Source organism: Micromonospora sp. C31, assembly GCF_018070575.1.
GTDB lineage: Bacteria > Actinomycetota > Actinomycetes > Mycobacteriales > Micromonosporaceae > Micromonospora.
On record NZ_JAGPXN010000008.1, the window covers coordinates 185708 to 203841 of the forward strand.

Below are 18134 nucleotides of genomic sequence, written 5' to 3' on the forward strand. Positions count from 1 at the left end.
TCAGGCCCCCAACTCGGCCGGGCGTCCCGCCGACTTCGGCTGGCTGCGGGCCAGCTCGGCGTGGATGATCAGGCGCTGGTAGTTGTCGAACTTCGGGTTGCAGGTCGTCAGGGTGAGCATCGCCTTGGTCGGCTTCTTCCCGGGCTTGCCCGGTACCGGCGCCACCACCTCGACCTGGGTGGGCTTGACGATGTGGTTGTCGGTCACCTTGTAGATGTGCCAGTCGTTCTTGCCCTCCACCACGATGGCGTCACCGTCGTGCAGCTCGTCGAGTCGCCAGAAGGTGGCGCGGTTGCGGTGCCCGGCGACGGAGAAGTTGCCGACCTTGCCCGGCAGGGCGCTGGACGGGTAGTGGCCCGGCGCGTAGCGGATGTCCTTCTGCGTGACGCCCTCGACGACGACCCAGTTCTTGTCGAGCTTGGGGATGTAGAGCCCGGCGATGGGCTTGCCCTGCACGGGCGGCTTCGGCTTGGTGGAAGTGGACGCGCTCGCCGACGGCGCGACCGTCGGGTCGCCTTCGGGACCCCAGGCCTGTGCCAGTTGCTGGCTGAGGTCGGTCTGGTGGGCGTCGACGATCGCCGACTTGCCCCAGACCTCGTAGCTGGCGAAGAGCAGCACCACCAGGCCGAAGGTGATCAGCAGCTCGCCGCTGATCCGGATGCCGGTACGCAGCCGGGTGCCCAGCGACGGTCGGGTGAGTTCCGAGTAGACGCTCCTGTAGCCCTCTCCGGTCTGCTCCGGGCGGAGCTGGACGACCCGCTCACCCCGGCGCGGCCGAGGCTGCTCGGCGGCGGGACCGTCGGAGCTTTCCGGCTCGTCCGTCCTGGGCGGACGCGGCACCGCGCCCATCAGGGCGGTCGACTCGACGAGCGCGGCCGGGGCGGTCGGCGTACGCCCGGGGACGGCCGGGATCAGGGCGGTGGCCCCGGGATCGACGTCGGAGCCGGGGGCGGCCGGGGAGGTCGGAGTCGACGGGCCGGTGGCCGCCGCGCCCACCTTGGGGATGACGGCGGTCGGCGCGTCGCCGGCCGGCCGGCCTTCCCGGGCGGCGGCTCGATCGACCGGTGGGCGGCGGGAGTGCTGCCCGCTGTCGGCGTCGGTGACGCCCGGCCGTCGGAGGTCGTCGGACGGCGGGGCGGACGGCGGGGCGGGCGGCCGGACCGGGCCGGCGCCGGACGACGGCGGGGCGGACGGCCGGACGGGGCCGGTGCCGGACCACGGCGGTGGCCCGCCGGCGCCGGGCCTGGCGGGTGAGCCGGAACCGGCCGGGCCGGGCGGGCGGAAGTCGGTGGAGTCCGGGCGGTCGAAGCCCGGGGCATCGGAACGACGGGGGTTGCCGGGCCCACGCCGGTCGAAGCCAACAGCTTCGGGGCGGTCGAAGCCGGCGGGCCGGTCGAAGCCTGCGGGCGCCGGGCGGTCGAGGTCGCCGGATCCGCGCCGGTCGAAGTCGGCGGGGCGGGGTCGGCCGGGTTCCGTCGGCTCCTCGCGCCCGAAGCTGGCGGGGCCGGGGTGCCCGAGGTCGTCAGGACCGCGTCGGCCCGAGTGGTGAGGGTCGTGTCGGCTTGAGTCGGCGGGGCCGGGCCGCCCGAAGGTGGCGGGGCCGGTTCGGCCGGCGTCCCTGTGGCCGGGCTGACCGGAGTCCGTGGGGCCGGGCCGGCCGGGTTCGCTGGGCCGGGCGGGGCTCGTGGTGGGGCGGGGCTGGTCGGCGCTCGGGAACCGGCCGGGATTCGCGGGCCGGCCCGGCTCGGGTGTGGAACGGGCGGGGTCGGGCACGGCGTGCGACCACCCGACGGAGGGGCCGACGGGCGGGCGGCCGTCACCGACGGTCGGGTGGGGCCCGTGTGGCGGACGGGGAGCCGGGGAGCGGGGTGGGAGCGTGGGCTCCGGCCAGGCGCCGGCCGGCGCGGGCGGGGCCGGCGCGGGCGGGGCCGGCGCGGGCGGGGCCGGGGCGGGCCGGGCCGGGGCGGGCCCGGACCGGTCGACCTTGGGCAGGATGGCGGTCGGCCCGTCAGCCTGGTCGCGGTGGCGACCGTCGCGGTTCTCGGGCCAGTCGTCCGGTCGGCGAGTCACCGGGGCACCGTCGCCGAGCGCAGCGTGGTCGAGTCCTCGAACGCTGGCACGGTCACCGTGGAGACCGCTTCCTTGTAACCGAGCTTGTAGTCGTCGACCAGGTCCCTGAACAACCGGACTCCCTGAGAGTCGGCGAGGGCCTGCTGAAGGGCAGCGGGATCGCCGATTGCTACGATCTTGAATGGCGGGGAGTACACCCGGCCGTGCAGCAGCAGGGTGTTACCCACGCAGCGTACCGCGCTGGTCGACAGCACGCGGACGTTCATGATGGACATGGCCTCGGCGCCACCCGCCCAGAGCGCGTTCACCACCGCCTGCACGTCCCCCTGGTGGACGACCAGGTCGTCGTTGGTGGCTCCGGCGGGCAGGGCGCCGTCGCTGCGACGGGGCGCGTCGTCGAGTTCCACCGTCACCCCGGGCCCCGCGAGCGCGGTGAAGCCGGCCTCGTCGCGGCTGGCGGCGGCCCGGTCCTGCTGTTCCTTGATCGGGCCGTCGGAGCGGGCCAGGGCGTTGGTGCGACCCTCGACCTCAGCGCGCAGGTCGGCCGCCCGCTGCTCGCTGGCTGCCACCTCCGCGCGCCGGTCCTCGATCAACTGGTTGAGCTGGGGTCGGCGGTCCTCGCGCAGGGCGGTGCCGCCGGCGGTGGTGGCGGTGGTGGTGAAGAGGAGCCCGGCCGCGGCGGCGATCAACGGCACCCCGACCGACCAGCCGGGGCGTCGCTGCCGCGGGCGTCGAGGCAGCAGCCCGGCGACCGCCCGCCGGAGCACCTTCTGCCAGGAGGCCGCGCCGGATGTGTACTCCACCGAGCGTTCCTTCCCTGTCGTCTGGTTCAGCCCGCGCAGGCGCGGGCCGCTGCGGCGGCCCGAACAGTTCCGCCTTTTTCGGTCACTGGGTGCATCTTCTGGCCACCGGGTGCATCGGCCTCGCCCCATTCGTGGATTGAACGGGTCTTCGGGACTACGCTAGCTGTCGAACATTATTGGCCATGGACCGTCGCCCCCGCGCCCGGTTGTCAGGCCGGACGAGGTCGTAACCCCTCTGGAGAGCGCCGTGCCCAAGTCTCAGGTTCGCAAGAAGAAGGTGTACACCCCCCCGACGGACGTCCGTCCGACGACGACCACGGCGGCGACGCGCAAGCCTAGCCCGGTCTGGCTGCCGGTCTCGGCGGTCGCCCTGATCGTCTTCGGCATCGGCTGGCTGGTGGTCTACTACCTCTCCGAGCAGGAGTACCCGGTCATGTCGTGGGGTTACTGGAACCTCGCGGTGGGCTTCGGCGCCATGGTCGCCTCCCTGATCCTGCTCTCCCGCTGGCGCTGAGCACCGGCACCCCGCCGCCGGCCCGGCGGCGGGGCCTCCGGGCGCGGTCGGCCCTGCCGCCGGCGGTGTGGCGCCTTGCCGGTTCCGTGCAGGCCGTGTCACCCCGGCGGAGCCCCTGTCCAGCGGTCGCGGTGCCCGCGCCCTATGGTGTGCGCAGGGCGGCGCGGCCTAAGTGCGAGAAGACTCACGTTACTGCTGGGTAACCCTGCGCGTAGGCTGCACTGCATGACCGAGCGGAGCGAGGTCATCGACCGGTCCGGTCGAGGGTGCGGCAGTTGCGGCTCGCCGATCGCGCCCTGAGCCGGCCCCGGTCGCCGAGCCGCTCGACAGGCAGCAGACCGGGGAGGCCAACTCGATGGGCAGCGTCCAGATCGTCACCACGATCCTCGCGTTCGCCATCACCGCCGTGGCGGTGTGGCTTGCGGTACGCGCGGTCATGAAGATGGTGGCCGTCATCCGGCTGGGTCAGCCGGATCCGACCCGCTTCGGCGACAAGGGCACCCGCACGAAGACCATGCTGGCCGAGACCGCCGGCCACACCCGGATGCTCCGCTGGAGCGTCGTGGGTGCCGCGCACTGGTTCGTGATGGTCGGCTTCGTCGTGCTGTCGCTGCTGGTGCTGGAGGCGTACTTCGAGGTCGTCACCCCCACCGGCGGGTTGCCGCTGGTCGGCAACTGGGCGATCTACGGGCTCGTCACCGAGTGGCTGGCGATCCTCGGCATCGTCAGCATCCTGGTGCTGATCGCGATCCGGCTCCGCAACCGGCCCACCCGGCCGGGCGGGAAGTCCCGGTTCACCGGCTCGACCATGTGGCAGGGCTACTTCGTCGAGGGCGTCATCCTCGCCGTACTGATCATGGGCTTCGTCATCCGCGGCTTCAAGGTCGCCACCGACCACTTCGAGTACCCGGTCTGGGCCGCCCCGCTCAGTCACGCCGTCGGCGGTCTGCTGCCGAACTGGGAGACCGGCGTCAGCGTCGCCGCCCTTGTCAAGATCGTCATTTCGATGACCTGGCTCATCGTGATCGCGCTGAACGTCACCATGGGCGTCGCCTGGCACCGCTTCCTGGCCTTCTTCAACATCTTCTTCAAGCGCGACCCGGGCGCCAACGTCTCCGGCCTCGGCGCGCTGCGTCCCATGACGAGCCAGGGCAAGCCGCTGGACTTCGAGGAGGCCGATCCCGAGTCCGACCAGTTCGGTGTCGCCCAGGTCGAGCAGTTCACCTGGAAGGGCCTGCTGGACTTCAGCACCTGCACCGAGTGTGGCCGCTGCCAGTCGCAGTGCCCGGCCTGGAACACCGCCAAGCCGCTGTCGCCGAAGCTGCTGGTGCTGAGCCTGCGCGACCACGCGTACGCCAAGGCGCCGTACCTGCTGGCCGGCGGCGGCAAGGACCTGACCGGCGAGGAGAAGGCCACCGCCGCCCAGCTCGCCCACGTGGACGTGCTCGCGCTCGCCGAGGCCGAGAGGCCGCTGATCGGCACCGCCGAGGAGGGCGGTGTCATCGACCCGGACGTGCTCTGGTCCTGCACCACCTGTGGCGCCTGTGTCGAGCAGTGCCCGGTCGACATCGAGCACGTCGACCACATCGTCGACATGCGGCGCTACCAGGTGCTCATCGAGTCGAGCTTCCCGTCCGAGGCCGGCGTGATGCTGCGTAACCTGGAGAACAAGGGCAACCCGTGGGGCGCCCCGCAGAACACCCGCGAGGACTGGACCAAGGGCCTGGACTTCGAGGTGCCCCGGGTCGGCGAGGTCGACGACTTCGAGTACCTCTTCTGGGTCGGCTGCGCGGGCGCGTTCGAAGACCGGGCCAAGAAGACCACCCGGGCGGTCGCCACGCTGCTCAACGAGGCGGGCGTGAAGTTCGCGATCCTCGGCGAGGGCGAGACCTGCTCCGGCGACCCGGCCCGCCGCATCGGCAACGAGTTCGTCTTCCAGATGCTCGCCCAGCAGAACGTCGAGACCCTCAACGAGGCGTTCGAGGGCCGGGAGAAGAGCAAGCGGAAGATCGTCGCGACCTGCCCGCACTGCTTCAACACCCTCGGCAACGAGTACGGCCAGCTCGGCGGCGAGTTCGAGGTGGTCCACCACACCCAGCTCCTGGCGCACCTGGTCGCCACCGGCAAGCTGACCCCGGTGCAGCCGGTCGACGGCGGCGTGACCTACCACGACCCCTGCTACCTGGGTCGGCACAACCGGGTCTTCGCCCCGCCGCGCGAGGTGCTCGGGTCCGCCATCTCCGGCGGGGACGGCGCGAGCGGCGACGGCGGCCTCATCGAGATGCCCCGCAACAGCGAGCGCTCCTTCTGCTGCGGTGCCGGCGGCGCCCGGATGTGGATGGAGGAGAAGATCGGCAAGCGGATCAACGTGGACCGGGTCGAGGAGGCCATGGCCACCGGGGCGAGGACGGTCGCCGTCGGCTGCCCGTTCTGCTCGACGATGCTCAACGACGGGGTGAACGGCAAGGAGGCCGGCGAGCAGGTCGAGGTCGTCGACGTGGCCAGTGTGCTGCTCCGGTCGGTCAAGCCCGACCAGGCGCCGGGCGGCACCGACACCGAGCGGTTGTCGGTCGCCGGCTGACGCGTACCCCTGCGACGCCCGACGGCGGCGGCACCCCTCCCGGTGCCGCCGCCGTCGGCGTTCAGGAGGTCGTGGTGGTCACGATGGCGGCCGTGGTCGCCGTGGTGGTGGCGATCAGCACGGCGGCCTGGGTCTCCTTGATGGCCTTCCTCGTGGCGGCGGACGCCCAGTCGCTGGCGGCGATCTCGGCCAGCCGGCGCTTGACGTGCTGCTTCGGCAGCTCCGCGAAGAGCTCGCGGTCCAGGCCCACGGCGCGGGCGAGGCCGATGAGCGCGGCCGTGCGGGCGTCCACCGGGCCGTCCCCGGCCACGGCGGCGACCATCCGCTGCCGGGCCTGCGTCTCCACCGCCGGCTCCGCGCCGGTGGACGACGGGTAGCGGGTACGCGGGAAGACCCACAGCACCTTGTCCGCGTCCCGGCGGAGCACCCCGGCGGTGACCAACCCGTCGAGCACCTGTTCGGGCAGGTCCTTGGCGAGCCGGCTGACCCGAAGGTAGCCGGGCCCGGCGAGCAGGGCGGCCGTCGCGCCGAGAAGGGGGTCGCCACCACCTTCCCGTGCGTGGTCACGCCCGACCCCGCATCGGCCGCCCTCGTTGCGCAGGGGGCCGATACCCTTGGTGTGCAAGCGGTTGCGCAGGCGTGAAGTGGCCCTTGGTCGCCTTGATTCCGCTGCCGGCCTTCCCTAATGTTGGGCACCGGCCGCTGTGGGTCGTCTGTCTCGCCCCTCTTCCCTCGCGCGAGGCGCCAGGCGGCCGGGTTGCAAAAGGAGTCGGTGCCGGTGGCAACCATGCCCCCTCATCGTCACGCACCTCGACGGTCTGCTCGTCCGGATGGCCTGCGCAGGGTCGCCCACCGTCTGCTCACCCTGGTCGCCGCGGCGGCGGTCGGCGCCGGCATGCTCGCCGCGCCCGCCCACGCCGAGCCCTCGGTCGACGAGATCGAGGCCGCAATCGACCAGAAGTGGCGGCAGCTCGAGCCCACCATCGAGCAGTACAACAAGGTGCGGGCGCAGCTGAAGGCCAACCGCAAGAAGTCGGCGGACCTGCAGAAGAAGATCCAGCCGCTGGCGCTGGAGAGCGAGCTGGCGATGGACCGGGTCGGCGCCCTCGCCTCCCGTTACTACATCTCCGGCCCGTCGCAGGACATCGGCGCGCTGCTGGTCAGCGCCAAGCCCGACACGCTGACCGAGCAGCTGACGCTGCTGGACCGGCTGGCCGCCCAGGAGCGCAAGCAGCTCGAGGGCGTGACCAAGGTCCGTGAGAAGTTCGACGCGGAGAAGCAGAAGCTCGACACGCTGATCGTCTCGCAGACGAAGCAGCAGAACGACCTGGCCGTCAAGAAGAAGCAGATCGACTCCGACATCAAGAAGCTCGAGGCGTCGCTGCCGGTCACGACTGTCAAGACGGAGAAGTGCCCGACCATCAACGGCGTGGTCAGCGACGCGGCCCGCACCGCGATCCGCACCGCCTGCGCGCAGGTCGGCGACCCGTACGTCTGGGGGGCCACCGGCCCGAACTCGTTCGACTGCTCCGGTCTCACCCAGTACGCCTACAAGGCGGCGGGGATCCACCTGACGCACTTCACGGGTGCGCAGTGGAACGAGGGCAAGGCGATCCCGCGCTCCGAGGCGCGCCCGGGTGACCTGGTCTTCTTCTTCAGCGACCTGCACCACGTCGGCCTCTACCTCGGCAACGACAAGATGGTGCACGCGCCCCGGGCCGGCAAGCCGGTCAACGTCTCCAGCATCAACACCATGCCGGTCGCCGGGTTCCGCAGGCCCGGCTGATCCCTCGCAGACGCGGACGGAAGAGCCCCCGGTCGGACGACCGGGGGCTCTTCCGTCGCAGGTGGATCAGCGGGGCGCGCCCAGCGGGGAGGGCACCAGGTTCACGTCGTCCAGGTTCACGTACATGATCCGGTGACCGAACTGGATCTGCACGTACCTGTTGTCGCCGCGGACGACCGTCCGGTCACCCGGGGCGGAGCCGTCGAAGGTGACGGCCCGGTAGTACTCGCCGGGGAGCAGGTTGCCGACGGCGTACCGCTGGCCGGCCGAGAGGGTGTACTGCAGCGGTGAGATCGCCTGGTACGGCACACCCTCCGGGTATGCGGCCTGCTCCGGGTAGGCGCGACCGTACACCGGGATGGTGGTCTTGCCGGCCTTCGGGGTGGCGACCAGGCCGACAGACCACTTGGCGGTCCGGGCACCGGCGGGGTTGTGGAACCACGCCTTCTGGCCGAGGTACCAGATCGCGGTCCAGTCGCCCCGCACCTCGGCCAGCGCGTACGTCTGTCCGGCCGAGACCCGGGCGCCGTGGTCGGAGACGTACGTGGTGTTCGGGGTGCCGTCGGGCCGCAGTGCGATGTCGTTGACCAGCGGTGCGTCGTGGCTCGGCGCGTTGTGCAGGAACAGCGCCGAGGAGCCGCGCAGCGGGCAGGGGGCGGTCGCCGGGGGCGGGTTCGGCACGCCCGGGGGCTGCCGGTTGCAGCCGGTGAACGGCGGCTGGTTGGTGGCGAAGTCGGGGTCGATGGTGACGAGCCCGGTGCGGTGCGTGCCGGTCGAGAAGAACGGCGCCTTGAGCAGGTCGAAGTAGTGCGACCAGTTCCAGTACGGACCCGGGTCCCAGTGCATGCCGCGCACGGTCGAGGCGACGGTGCCGGGGACGTTGTCGTGGCCGATGATGTGGTCGCGGTCGAGCGGGATGTCGTACGCCCGCGCCAGGTGGCGGACCAGCTTGGCGGAGGTGCGGTACATCGCCTCGGTGTACCAGGTGCCGTGCCCCGCGAAGCCCTCGTGCTCGAGGCCGATGGACTTGGCGTTCACGTACCAGTTGCCGGCGTGCCAGCCGACGTCCTTGGTCTTGATGTGCTGGGCGATGTGGCCGTCCACCGAGCGCAGCGTGTAGTGCCAGCCCACCCGCCTCGGGTTCTTGACCAGGTCGACGCTGGGACCGAAGTAGCCCTCGGTGTCGTGGATGACGATGTACTCGATCTTCTGCTGGGCGGGCCGGTTCCCCAGGTCGTGGTTGCCGTAGTCGCCCAGGGTGGGGCCGTAGTTCTCGTACGGGGCCGGGATCCACTCGCAGGAGATGTCGCTCGGGCACTCGAGCCCGTCGGGCCGGGCGAGCTTGCGCAGGCGCAGCCGGTCCAGCCAGGAGCGCTCCGGCCGGACCGCGCTGCCGGCCAGCGTGACCCGCTGCCCGTCGTCGGTCACCCGGCTGTCGCCGGTGGCGATGGTGGCGTACACCTCGTTGGCGAAGGCCGCCGCGGCGTCGGCGCTGTCCGCGCCGGAGTACCGGGCCACGGCGCCGTACCAGGTCCCGGGGTCGGTGCCGGCGCCAACCGGGGCGCCGATCTCCTTCTGGTACGCGGCCAGCAGCGCCGCGCCGCCCCGGATGTTCGCCGTGACGTCCGTCCGCAGCGCCTCCTCGCTGGCACCGGTCAGTTCCGCGGCGGCGTCGAGGGTCCGTAGTGCGGCCTCGGCGGGCGGCGGTGCGGCCGGCGGCTCGTGGGCCTCGGCAAGGGACCGGCGGGAGTCGTCGCCGCGCGGGTCCTCGGTGCCCTCGTCGTGGTGGGTGCCACCGGAGAGGGCGGCGACGTGCTCGGCGTCGGTGAGGTGCATCGGTCCGTAGCCGCCGCTGGTGCTCGGCGTGCCGGCGTTGGTGTCCCAGCGGGACTGCAGGTAGGAGACCCCGAGCAGGACGCTCTCCGGCACGCCGTACTCGGCCGCCGCGGCGGCGTACTGCTGCTGCCGGTCGGTCGTCGGCGCTGCTGCGGCGGCGGATCCGGCGGCGGTGAGCGGCGTCGCCGCCAGGGCGGCGGCCACGGCGGCGGCCAGCAGGACGCGTCTGCTCCTCGATGTCGCTGACAGGTGCATCAGACCCCCAGTTCGGGCGGGCAAAGGTGGGGCCACCTTCGCCCCGTCCGCCACCTCTGGTCAATACCTTTCTGTCAGACACTTCAGGAGGAAGAAAATCTTCGTCCTCCGGGTTGCGGATTCGTTTGGCCATGTTGAGTACGGAGTGTCACCGCGGCGAGGGTTGCGGATCGATAACGGTCGTCTCTACTCTGGTCATTCGTCGGCCGGTGACAATCCGTCCAGCCAGGGCGGTGACGGTCCGACACCGCCGAGTCGCTCCCGAGCGAGCCGGGGACCCAGGTACCCCCGGGGTGAATCCGCAGTCCCTGCGGTAGGGCGTCCCTTCCCGCCCGAACCCGTCAGCTAACCCGGTAGGCGGTCCGGAAGAAGGAGTACGGAGCCCGGTGGCACACCATGCCCTGCGGCCACCGTCGGCCCGGTCGGCCCTCGCCGACCCGGCGACGGCTGCGCCGCGCCCACGCTGGTACCGCTGCACCACCGCCCTCGCCGCCCTCGCCGCGATCGCCGTCGTCCTGACCGGCGGCGCCACGGCGGCCCACGCCGAACCGACGGTCGCCGAGATCGAGCGGCAGATCGACGAGGACTGGAACAAGCTCGAACCGGTCATCGAACGGCACAACGCCACCCGACAGGACCTGGTCGCCAGGCGGAAGCAGGCCGACGCGCTCGCCGCGCAGATCGGGCCGCTGGAGCGGCAGGTCGAGCAGGCGATGGAGAAGGTGGGCGCGCTGGCCGTGCGCGCCTACAAGGGTGAGAACGTCTCCGTCGTCAACGCCCTGCTGGGCAGCCGCTCGCCCAGCGAGACGGTCGCGCAGCTCGAACTGCTCGACCGGTTCGCCCAGCACCAGCAGCAGGACGTACGACAGGTCGCCGAGCTGCGCGACCGGCTGGCCGCGAAGAAGGCGCCGCTGGATGGGATGGTCGTCCAGCTCAGCCGCACCGAGGCCCAGCTCGCGGCGAAGAAGAAGCAGATCAACGCCGAGATCGACCGGTTGCAGAAGCTGCGGCTGCGCGTCTACGGCAACGGCGGCGGCGGGCCGCTGCGTCCCGCCCCCTGCCCCGCGAGCTACCCGGGCGGCGCGGCCGGCACCGCCGTGAAGTTCGCCTGTGCCCAGATCGGCAAGCCCTACGTCTGGGGCGCCGAGGGGCCGAGCTCGTACGACTGCTCCGGCCTGATGCTCGCCGCCTGGGCGAAGGCCGGGGTCTCGCTGCCGCACAACGCCGCCCAGCAGCGCCGGGCCACCGCCTCCGTCAGCCGGAGTGCACTGCGCCCGGGTGACCTGGTCTTCTACTACAGCGACCTGCACCACGTCGGCATGTACGTCGGCGGAGGCTGGGTGGTGCACGCCTCCCGCGCCGGGGTGCCGATCAGGATGAAGAAGGTCGACGACGGCCCGATCCACAGCTACGGCCGACCCCGCTGAGACGTTAGGAAGGGCCCCTTCCTAACGTCCTATGTATAGGAAGGGGCCCTTCCTAACGCTCGACGATCGGGTCAGCGGGTCAGCGGGTCAGCGGGTCGGCCAGGTGCGCCAGTGCTGCCAGGAGCGGCTCGGGGTCGGGCCGCGCTGCCCCTGGTAGCGCGAGCCGTAGACGGCCGACCCGTACGGGTGCCGGGCCGGCGACGAGAGCCGGAAGATGCAGAGCTGGCCGATCTTCATGCCCGGCCAGAGGGTGATCGGTAGGTTGGCCACGTTGGACAACTCCAGGGTCACGTGGCCGGAGAAGCCCGGGTCGATGAAGCCCGCCGTGGAGTGGGTGAGCAGGCCGAGGCGGCCCAGGCTCGACTTGCCCTCCAGGCGGCCGGCGAGCTGGTCGCCGAGCGAGATCACCTCCAGCGTCGAGGCGAGCACGAACTCGCCCGGGTGCAGCACGTACGGCTCACCCGCCGGCACCTCGACCATCGACGTGAGGTCGTCCTGCTGCTGTGCGGGGTCGATGTGGGTGTAGAGGTGGTTGTTGAAGACCCGGAAGAGCTTGTCCAGGCGTACGTCGATGCTGGACGGTTGCACCAGCGCCGGCTCGAACGGCTCCAGCGCGAGCGTGCCCGCCTCGATCTCGGAGGCCAGGTCGCGGTCGGAGAGCAGCATCCGCACACCTTAGCGAGCGACCCGCGTGACCTGCGTGTCGGAGTGTGCCTTCGTACAATTGTTCGATAGAATGCCGGCATGGCTTCCTGGTCCGAATTCGCCGCCGACGAGCCCCGCCTCGCCGACGGGATCCGCCTTCTCATGCAGCAGTACGGGCCGGGCTTCGGCTACCTGGCCACCGTCCGCGCCGACGGTGGTCCCCGGGTGCACCCGGTCTCCCCGGTGATCACCGACGAGGGGCTCTTCTGCTTCGTCGTCGACTCGCCCAAGCGGCGCGACCTGGAGCGCGACGGTCGCTACGCGCTGCACTCCTTCCCGCCGGAGGAGAGCGACGACGAAGCCTACGTCGCCGGCCACGCCCGCCCGGTGACCGACGCGGCCCGGGTCGCCCGGCTGGCCCACAGCCACCGGGCCGCACCGCAGGTCGACTGGCGGGTCTTCGAGTTCACCGTCGACGTGGCGATGCTGGCCCGTCGAGAGTCCGGCGTCGCGGGTGGCGCCGGCGAGGTGCACGGCCGGCCCGCCGTCCAGGTGTGGCTCGACCCCGGCGCGGCCGCCGCCGGCACCGCCGTGCTGCCCGAGACGCGGTCGGGGAGCGCTGGCGGACACGCCGCCCGCCCGGCCGCCTGAGCCGCGGTGTGGCGCCCCGGGCCATCCCCCGCCCGGGGCGCCACACCGTGACGACCGTCCCGCTCCCGCTTGCAACCCGGCCGCGCACACGCCGGTGCCGGCCCCGTCGAGCGAGGCCGGCACCGGTGCGGTCGTACGGCGGAACTACGCCGCGCGGTACGCGTTCCAGGCGGTCAGCATGCGGCTGGCCTGCCCGGCGGTGAACTGGTACATGCAGGAGTCGTAGCTGTAGTCCATGAAGTTGGTGATCGGGTCGACGCCCGGCGCGGTGCAGGTGTCCCGGCCGGTCGGGCAGCCGGAGGCCGGCGACGCCTCGGCGGCGGTGTCGCTGACGCTGTCGCCCGAGCCGGAGCAGCCGCCCTGGAAGGTGTGGTAGAGGTTCAGCCAGTGGCCGACCTCGTGGGTGCCCGTGTCGCCCTGGTTGTAGTTGGTGGCGGTGCCGCCCGGCAGCGACTCACTCAGCACGACGACGCCGTCCATGCTGTTGAGCTTCCGGGTCGGGAAGGTCGCCCAGCCGAGCAGACTGTCGCTCAGCTCGCCCAGGTAGAGGTTGAGGGTGTTCTTGCCGCCCGTACGCAGGGAGGTCTTCATCGACCGCTCCGCCGACGAGCCCTGCACGATCGGGTACCAGGACGGGTTCGTCACCCGGTTGATCTTCTGGAGCTGGAAGCTGAACGCGGTGGACGCGCCGCCGGTCGCCCCGCTGAACGACTGGTTCAGCACGCTGATCTGCGAGTTGATCATCGAGTCGGGGATGTTGCCGCCGGCCCGGGTGCTGTTCTCCTGGATCACGTGCACCACCACGGGGATGGTGACGCTGGCCGCCATCGTGGTGGCGCCGGCGCCGGCGCGGAACCGGCCCCGCTCGCGCAGCGCGGCGGCCAGGTCGGCCTCGCGCTCGCGGGTCTCCGCGAGGGTCAGCTCGTTCGGCTCGTGCTTGGCCCCGCCGCCCGGCTTGGTGCGGGCGTCCGAGTGGACGTCGGCCGGCTCGACGCAGACCTCGCCCGGGGCGGCGGAGAAGGCCGAAGCGGCCGGCACGACGCCGACGGCGGCGGTGCTGAGCAGCAGCGCGAGGGTCGTCGACGCGACGCCGGCCGTACGCCGGGTCAGCAGGTTGGGACGGAGTCCCACGGGCCCACCTCTTTCTGGCGGCGCGACAGGGGGTATGTCACGCCGTGGCTGAGAACGTTGGGCAGACGTTACAACTGATCGAAGGATTTGAGAACGCCCATATGTTGCCGCGCTGAAACTTCTTCCTGGCGGCGGCGCGGCTGACGTCTGCTGGTGGGCGGCCGGCGGCCCGACGAGGTCGCCGCGAGGCCCCGGCGAGACCCTGGTGGGTTCACGCCCCTGCGGGGGCCGATCGCTGCCGAGGTCGGGACACCGGGGAGCGGCGGAGGGGTACCTGGGTGCACCGGCGTGACGACTCAGGTACAGTGGTGCCGCCTGCGGGTGTAGTTCAATGGCAGAACATCAGCTTCCCAAGCTGACAGTGCGGGTTCGATTCCCGTCACCCGCTCCAACACGAAGGCCCTGGCCAGGACGACAGTCCCGGTCAGGGCCTTCGACGTCCACTGGACCCATGATCGTGTCTCGGGCCATCCACGGGCCACTACCGGCGCCGGGCCACGTCTCCGGCCGTCCCGTCGCCTGGGTCGCCATCCCGCTTCCGGTCCTTGCCCTTGGCCTTCGGCTTGCCGTGCCCTTTTCCGGCTTGCCTTCCGCGCCGGCTCCGCCGGCTTGCCCTCGGCCTTCCCGGGTCCCCCACACCACATTGGAGTTGACCGCCCCATTGCCGCCTACGCTGTCGAGGTGGATGCGGGCAGGGTGTGGCGGCTGTACCACCGGGGTGAGCTGGTCGGTGAGATCGACGAGCAGACTCGCGACTTCCCGTGGACGTACGGCAGGTTCCGTCCGCGGCCGGGGTTCGAGCCGCTACGTCCGCTCTTCGTCGCCCGGAACGCCGCCCTCGACACGGACGACGACGAGGCCATGATCCGGATCGACGACGACATCCGGGCCGCCCTCATCATGACCTACCCGGACGGCCGCCAGGTGGCCGAGTTTCTCTTGAGCATCGAGGGCGAAGAGGCGGGGTTCCGGTGGCTGGACGAGCCGTTCGAGGACGGGTAGGCCGGGCGATCCACGGGCCACAGCCGGGGTCGATTCAGGCCAACCGAGGCCCTTGGAGACGGCGCCGACCTTGGATGGCCGCCCCACGGGCGGATCTTGTGCGATGCCCCTCTGGAGGCGGCTGACGAGGGGTCGGGTCAGCCGGGGGTGAGGAGGCAGAACTCGTTGCCCTCCGGGTCTGCGAGGATGGTCCACGGGACATCGTCCTGGCCGAGGTCGATGACGGTGGCGCCGAGGGTTCGGATTCTGGCCGCTTCGGCCGCCAGGTCGTCACCCGGGTACGGGCGGATGTCGAGGTGGACGCGGTTCCACCCGGTCTTCACGTCGGGTGTGCGGAGGAACCGCAGGTATGGGCCGACGCCCTTGGCGGAGCGCAGCACAGCGTGGTGGTCGGTCACCTCGTGCAGGGTCCAGTCCGTGGCCTCGCCCCAGAAGCGGGCCATGGCTCGCGGATCCGCGCAGTCGACCACCACCGCGGCGATCGGCCCGGTGTCGCGGTAGAGCGGACGTGGGTCCAGGACGCAGAACTCGTTGCCCTCCGGGTCGGCCATGACCGTCCACGGGGCGTCGCCTTGGCCTACGTCGGCAGGTGTCGCGCCGAGTTCCTTGAGGCGCGTGACCATCTCCGCCTGCTGGGCCGCAGAGGCGGTGGCGAGGTCGACGTGCACGCGGTTCTTGACCGTCTTCGGTTCCGGGGAGACGATGAGGTCGAGGCAGACGGCGACGGGGTCGGGGTAGACAAAGCCCTCGGGTTCGAGGTTGGTCACGCCGGGTCCCTCGCTGGAGACTCCCCAGCCGAGCACCTTCGCCCAGAAGCCGCCGAGCGCCGAGTCGTCCCGAGCCTTCATGTTGATTTGAACGAGCCGGGTTGCCATGCCGGCGATTTTAGGGGCCCGTCGAGATGCGGTGGTGCCCGAACCGGCCTGCGGGCAGTTCCTGGTGATCGCTCTGCGCTGAGTCCGGCGTCTTGCTTCGGCACCACCCCGCGCCAGTCGGTCATGATCGGCAACAAGCTCGGCTACTGCCCTGCCCAATCAAGGCAGATGCTATGGGCAGTCGACGTGATCCTCACCGCGCCGGCCGGCACCGCAGGCATCGAACGCCTCTCCACGCCGGAGGCACGTGCGTTCGCCGACGAGCGGCGTGCCGAATACCTCGACGGCTACCGCGACGTCGTCGGCTTCGGTTGGCTGATCCTGGCGCCGGCCTGACACCCGTACCGCTGCGCGCCGTCGACACCGCGGGGGTCCGACGGCGGCGAGGCCGCCGCGTGCGTGTGACGCCGCCCTGGACCTACGGCCGGTCGGCCAGCGGCGAAGCCGCCGGATCCACCGGGGCCGACCGGCGGGCTCCGCCGGCAGGACGAGCCGCATGGGCTCGAGGCGTCGCAGGAGGGCCGGTCAGGTCGTACGGGCCGCCTACGCTCCCGCCGTGATTCCGAACCTCTCCAAGTCGCTCAGTTCGCTACCGCAGTCGGCGCTGCCGGCCGGCCGCATGGTCGAGCCGGAGGACGGCGGGCCGCCGCCGTACTGGCTGAGCGACGCCCCGCCCGATCCTGGGCTGTGGGCGTGGCTGCGGTCGCGGCATCCGGAGTCCGGGCTCTGGCCGCTGCTGCTGAGCGGGCTGTCGAGCGAGGAGAGCCGCCCGTGGGTCGACGGCGAGGTGTTTCCGGCCGACATGTCGTCGCCGGAGCACCACGACGTCGCGGAACTGCTGGCCGGGTGGTGGGCCGGCTGCACGTCGACCGACGAGGACGGCACGTCTGCCGTCACGGCCCCGTTCGGCCGGAACTGGCCGGGTCTCGCCCCGCCCGGCGTCCAGACGGAGCAGCCCGACGAGCTCGCCGACCAGTGCGCGGACTTCCTCGCCGACGGTCGGACGCGTCTCGGGCTGGTGCCGGCCGTCCGCAGCGCGGACACCCTCGCCGTGGCGGGTTGGTCCGGCCCGACGAACCACACCGGCGACGCCGGGGAGATCTCGGCGGTGCTGCGGAGCTGGGAGGACCGGTTCGGCGTACGGGTGGTCGGCGTCGGCTTCGCCACCCTGCAGCTGAGCGTGGCCGCGCCGCCGACCTCCACCGGGCACGCCCTGGCGGTCGCGGCCGAGCACTTCGCCTTCTGCCCGGACAACGTCTGGCAGGGTGCCGAGACGCTGGCCGCCTATGCCGAGCAGATCCTGGGCGTGCGCTCCTGGTCGTTCTGGTGGGACTGACGCCGGAGGGAGCCGGTGCGGCGTGGCGGATGCCGACCGGTCCGCCGCCGCCCACGCCGGGCGCTGCCCGGTCGGGCGAATTCCTGCGGCGGTCAGCCGACGGCGGCCGTCGGCAGCGGGCTGCGTCGGGGTGCGGCGGCCAGCGCCAGCGTCAGCAGCGCGCTCGCCGCGCCCACCACGAACAGCAGCGAGGCCGCCGGTTGACCCAGCCACTCCCACAGCGGGTGCCACGTCGGGTGCGGCTCGGCGCGGTGGTGCCGGAGCAGGTGGGGGGCGGCCAGCAGGACGGGCGTCCACCAGAGGGCCAGGGTGATCGCGAGCAGGACGCCGACCGCTGCCCGGGCGGGGTGCGCCGCCTCGGTCCGCCGGCTGGCCCAACCGAAGACCAGCCAGCCGAGGGCCGCTCCGAGCAGGCCGCCGGCGACACCGGCCGGCAGCACGGCCGGCGGTGTAGTCCGGCTCAGCGTCAGCGACGGGTCGTCGCCGTCGGGTGACGGCGGGGCGGCGACATGGAGTTGGAGGACCGTGTCGCCGCGTCGGGCGAGCAGGGTGGTGTCGGTGACCGTGACGACCGGGGTGCACGTCTTGTCGGCACAGCCCGGGACGCTGTGCACCGTCGGCGCGTACACCTGCCAGCCGGTCTCGCGCAGGCGCCGCTGCGCCAGCGCGAGCGTCTCGTCGGCGGGCATGCGCGGCGTGCCGGCGGCGCCGGCCACGACGGCGCTCTGTTGGTATTCGCCGCCGTCGCCGAGCAGCAGGTTGTCGAGCGCCCGCACGGTGAGCGGCTGGCTGTAGAAGGTGAAGAGCGCTGGCGCCAGGTCGACGTCGCCGAGTTCGTGACCGGGCAGCACGGCGGCGAAGACGGCGGCGGTCTCGGCCCGGTCGGGCTGCGGAGCCGAGGTCTCCCAGGCGGCCCGGGTGGCGAGGGCGGCGGTGAACAGGCCGCAGATGACGGCGGTGAGGGTGGCCCAGACGCCCACCGTACGGCTGGCCGGTCGTCCCAGCCGGCAGCGCAGGCCGTGCCGGATCAGGTTGGCGGCCTCGCGCGGCGTGGGGCGCGTGCGGCCCGCCGGTGCCGCGTCGAGCAGGACCCCGACGATCTCGTCGGCCCGGGCCCGTCGGTAGGCGCGGGGATGACAGAACAGCAGCCGCCGGTAGCGGCGGGCGAGCCGGTCGCCGGTCGTCGGCATGGCTGTCCTTCCGATCGGTACGCACCGGGCGG

At 72.2% G+C, this 18134-nt stretch carries 16 protein-coding genes, 1 tRNA gene and 1 riboswitch; of the genes, 9 read left to right on the plus strand and 8 right to left on the minus strand.

All coding sequences use genetic code 11. From position 1 onward, the window contains the following. Nucleotides 1-996 carry a class E sortase gene (locus tag KBX06_RS13490; RefSeq protein ID WP_307854614.1) on the minus strand — a complete coding sequence of 332 codons (996 nt, stop codon included), beginning with the start codon at nt 994-996 and terminating at the stop codon, nt 1-3. A 1070-nt stretch (nt 997-2066) separates the two neighbouring features. After that, nucleotides 2067-2873: a DUF881 domain-containing protein gene (locus tag KBX06_RS13495; protein ID WP_210834847.1), complete on the minus strand. Its 807-nt coding sequence runs from the start codon at nt 2871-2873 to the stop codon at nt 2067-2069. A 247-nt stretch (nt 2874-3120) separates the two neighbouring features. Here KBX06_RS13495 and KBX06_RS13500 point away from each other — a divergent pair, with 247 nt between their 5' ends. Both KBX06_RS13500 and KBX06_RS13505 read left to right on the plus strand, forming a co-directional pair. After that, a complete protein-coding gene (locus tag KBX06_RS13500; RefSeq protein WP_210834848.1) occupies nt 3121-3387 on the plus strand; it encodes a cell division protein CrgA in 267 nt (88 codons plus the stop codon). Between the two features lie 355 nt (nt 3388-3742). Continuing rightward, nucleotides 3743-5968, plus strand: coding sequence for a (Fe-S)-binding protein (locus KBX06_RS13505; protein WP_210834849.1), 2226 nt, complete (start codon nt 3743-3745; stop codon nt 5966-5968). 61 nt (nt 5969-6029) lie between these two features. Here KBX06_RS13505 and KBX06_RS13510 read toward each other — a convergent pair whose 3' ends face one another. Beyond that, the gene (locus tag KBX06_RS13510) at nt 6030-6593 is read right to left on the minus strand and encodes a GPP34 family phosphoprotein (protein WP_247685806.1); all 564 of its coding nucleotides are present in this window, start codon (nt 6591-6593) and stop codon (nt 6030-6032) included. A 147-nt stretch (nt 6594-6740) separates the two neighbouring features. Here KBX06_RS13510 and KBX06_RS13515 point away from each other — a divergent pair, with 147 nt between their 5' ends. Continuing rightward, complete coding sequence (locus KBX06_RS13515) at nt 6741-7754, plus strand: NlpC/P60 family protein (protein ID WP_307854615.1); 1014 nt, start codon at nt 6741-6743, stop codon at nt 7752-7754. Between the two features lie 66 nt (nt 7755-7820). Here the strand turns inward: KBX06_RS13515 and KBX06_RS13520 are convergent, their stop codons facing one another. Continuing rightward, entirely contained in the window at nt 7821-9845 is a 2025-nt protein-coding gene (locus KBX06_RS13520; RefSeq protein WP_210834851.1) for an N-acetylmuramoyl-L-alanine amidase, read from the minus strand. 238 nt (nt 9846-10083) lie between these two features. Further along, nucleotides 10084-10219, plus strand: a riboswitch (cyclic di-AMP (ydaO/yuaA leader). A gap of 12 nt (nt 10220-10231) precedes the next feature. On the opposite strand from KBX06_RS13520, the gene KBX06_RS13525 reads away from it, so the two are divergent. Then, nucleotides 10232-11272, plus strand: coding sequence for a C40 family peptidase (locus KBX06_RS13525; RefSeq protein WP_210834852.1), 1041 nt, complete (start codon nt 10232-10234; stop codon nt 11270-11272). Nucleotides 11273-11359: 87 nt separating this feature from the next. Here KBX06_RS13525 and dcd read toward each other — a convergent pair whose 3' ends face one another. Then, nucleotides 11360-11938, minus strand: a complete 579-nt coding sequence (dcd, locus tag KBX06_RS13530; protein WP_210834853.1) for a dCTP deaminase — start codon at nt 11936-11938, stop codon at nt 11360-11362. 78 nt (nt 11939-12016) lie between these two features. Between dcd and KBX06_RS13535 the strand changes: the two genes are divergently transcribed. Continuing rightward, nucleotides 12017-12568: a pyridoxamine 5'-phosphate oxidase family protein gene (locus tag KBX06_RS13535; protein ID WP_210834854.1), complete on the plus strand. Its 552-nt coding sequence runs from the start codon at nt 12017-12019 to the stop codon at nt 12566-12568. Between the two features lie 144 nt (nt 12569-12712). Here KBX06_RS13535 and KBX06_RS13540 read toward each other — a convergent pair whose 3' ends face one another. Beyond that, complete coding sequence (locus tag KBX06_RS13540) at nt 12713-13699, minus strand: zinc metalloprotease (RefSeq protein ID WP_210834855.1); 987 nt, start codon at nt 13697-13699, stop codon at nt 12713-12715. A 317-nt stretch (nt 13700-14016) separates the two neighbouring features. Between KBX06_RS13540 and KBX06_RS13545 the strand changes: the two genes are divergently transcribed. Together KBX06_RS13545 and KBX06_RS13550 are read left to right on the plus strand one after the other, a co-directional pair. Continuing rightward, nucleotides 14017-14090, plus strand: a tRNA-Gly gene (locus tag KBX06_RS13545). A gap of 290 nt (nt 14091-14380) precedes the next feature. After that, the gene (locus tag KBX06_RS13550; RefSeq protein WP_210834856.1) at nt 14381-14701 is read left to right on the plus strand and encodes a hypothetical protein; all 321 of its coding nucleotides are present in this window, start codon (nt 14381-14383) and stop codon (nt 14699-14701) included. 137 nt (nt 14702-14838) lie between these two features. Here KBX06_RS13550 and KBX06_RS13555 read toward each other — a convergent pair whose 3' ends face one another. Continuing rightward, a complete protein-coding gene (locus KBX06_RS13555; protein WP_210834857.1) occupies nt 14839-15576 on the minus strand; it encodes a VOC family protein in 738 nt (245 codons plus the stop codon). 123 nt (nt 15577-15699) lie between these two features. Between KBX06_RS13555 and KBX06_RS13560 the strand changes: the two genes are divergently transcribed. Then, nucleotides 15700-15912 (plus strand): hypothetical protein, encoded by a 213-nt coding sequence (locus tag KBX06_RS13560; protein ID WP_210834858.1) that lies wholly within the window; start codon nt 15700-15702, stop codon nt 15910-15912. 220 nt (nt 15913-16132) lie between these two features. Further along, the gene (locus KBX06_RS13565; protein ID WP_210834859.1) at nt 16133-16912 is read left to right on the plus strand and encodes a DUF4253 domain-containing protein; all 780 of its coding nucleotides are present in this window, start codon (nt 16133-16135) and stop codon (nt 16910-16912) included. Nucleotides 16913-17004: 92 nt separating this feature from the next. On the opposite strand, the gene KBX06_RS13570 is transcribed toward KBX06_RS13565, so the two are convergent. Continuing rightward, nucleotides 17005-18102, minus strand: coding sequence for a hypothetical protein (locus tag KBX06_RS13570; protein WP_210834860.1), 1098 nt, complete (start codon nt 18100-18102; stop codon nt 17005-17007). Nucleotides 18103-18134 lie beyond the last annotated feature (32 nt).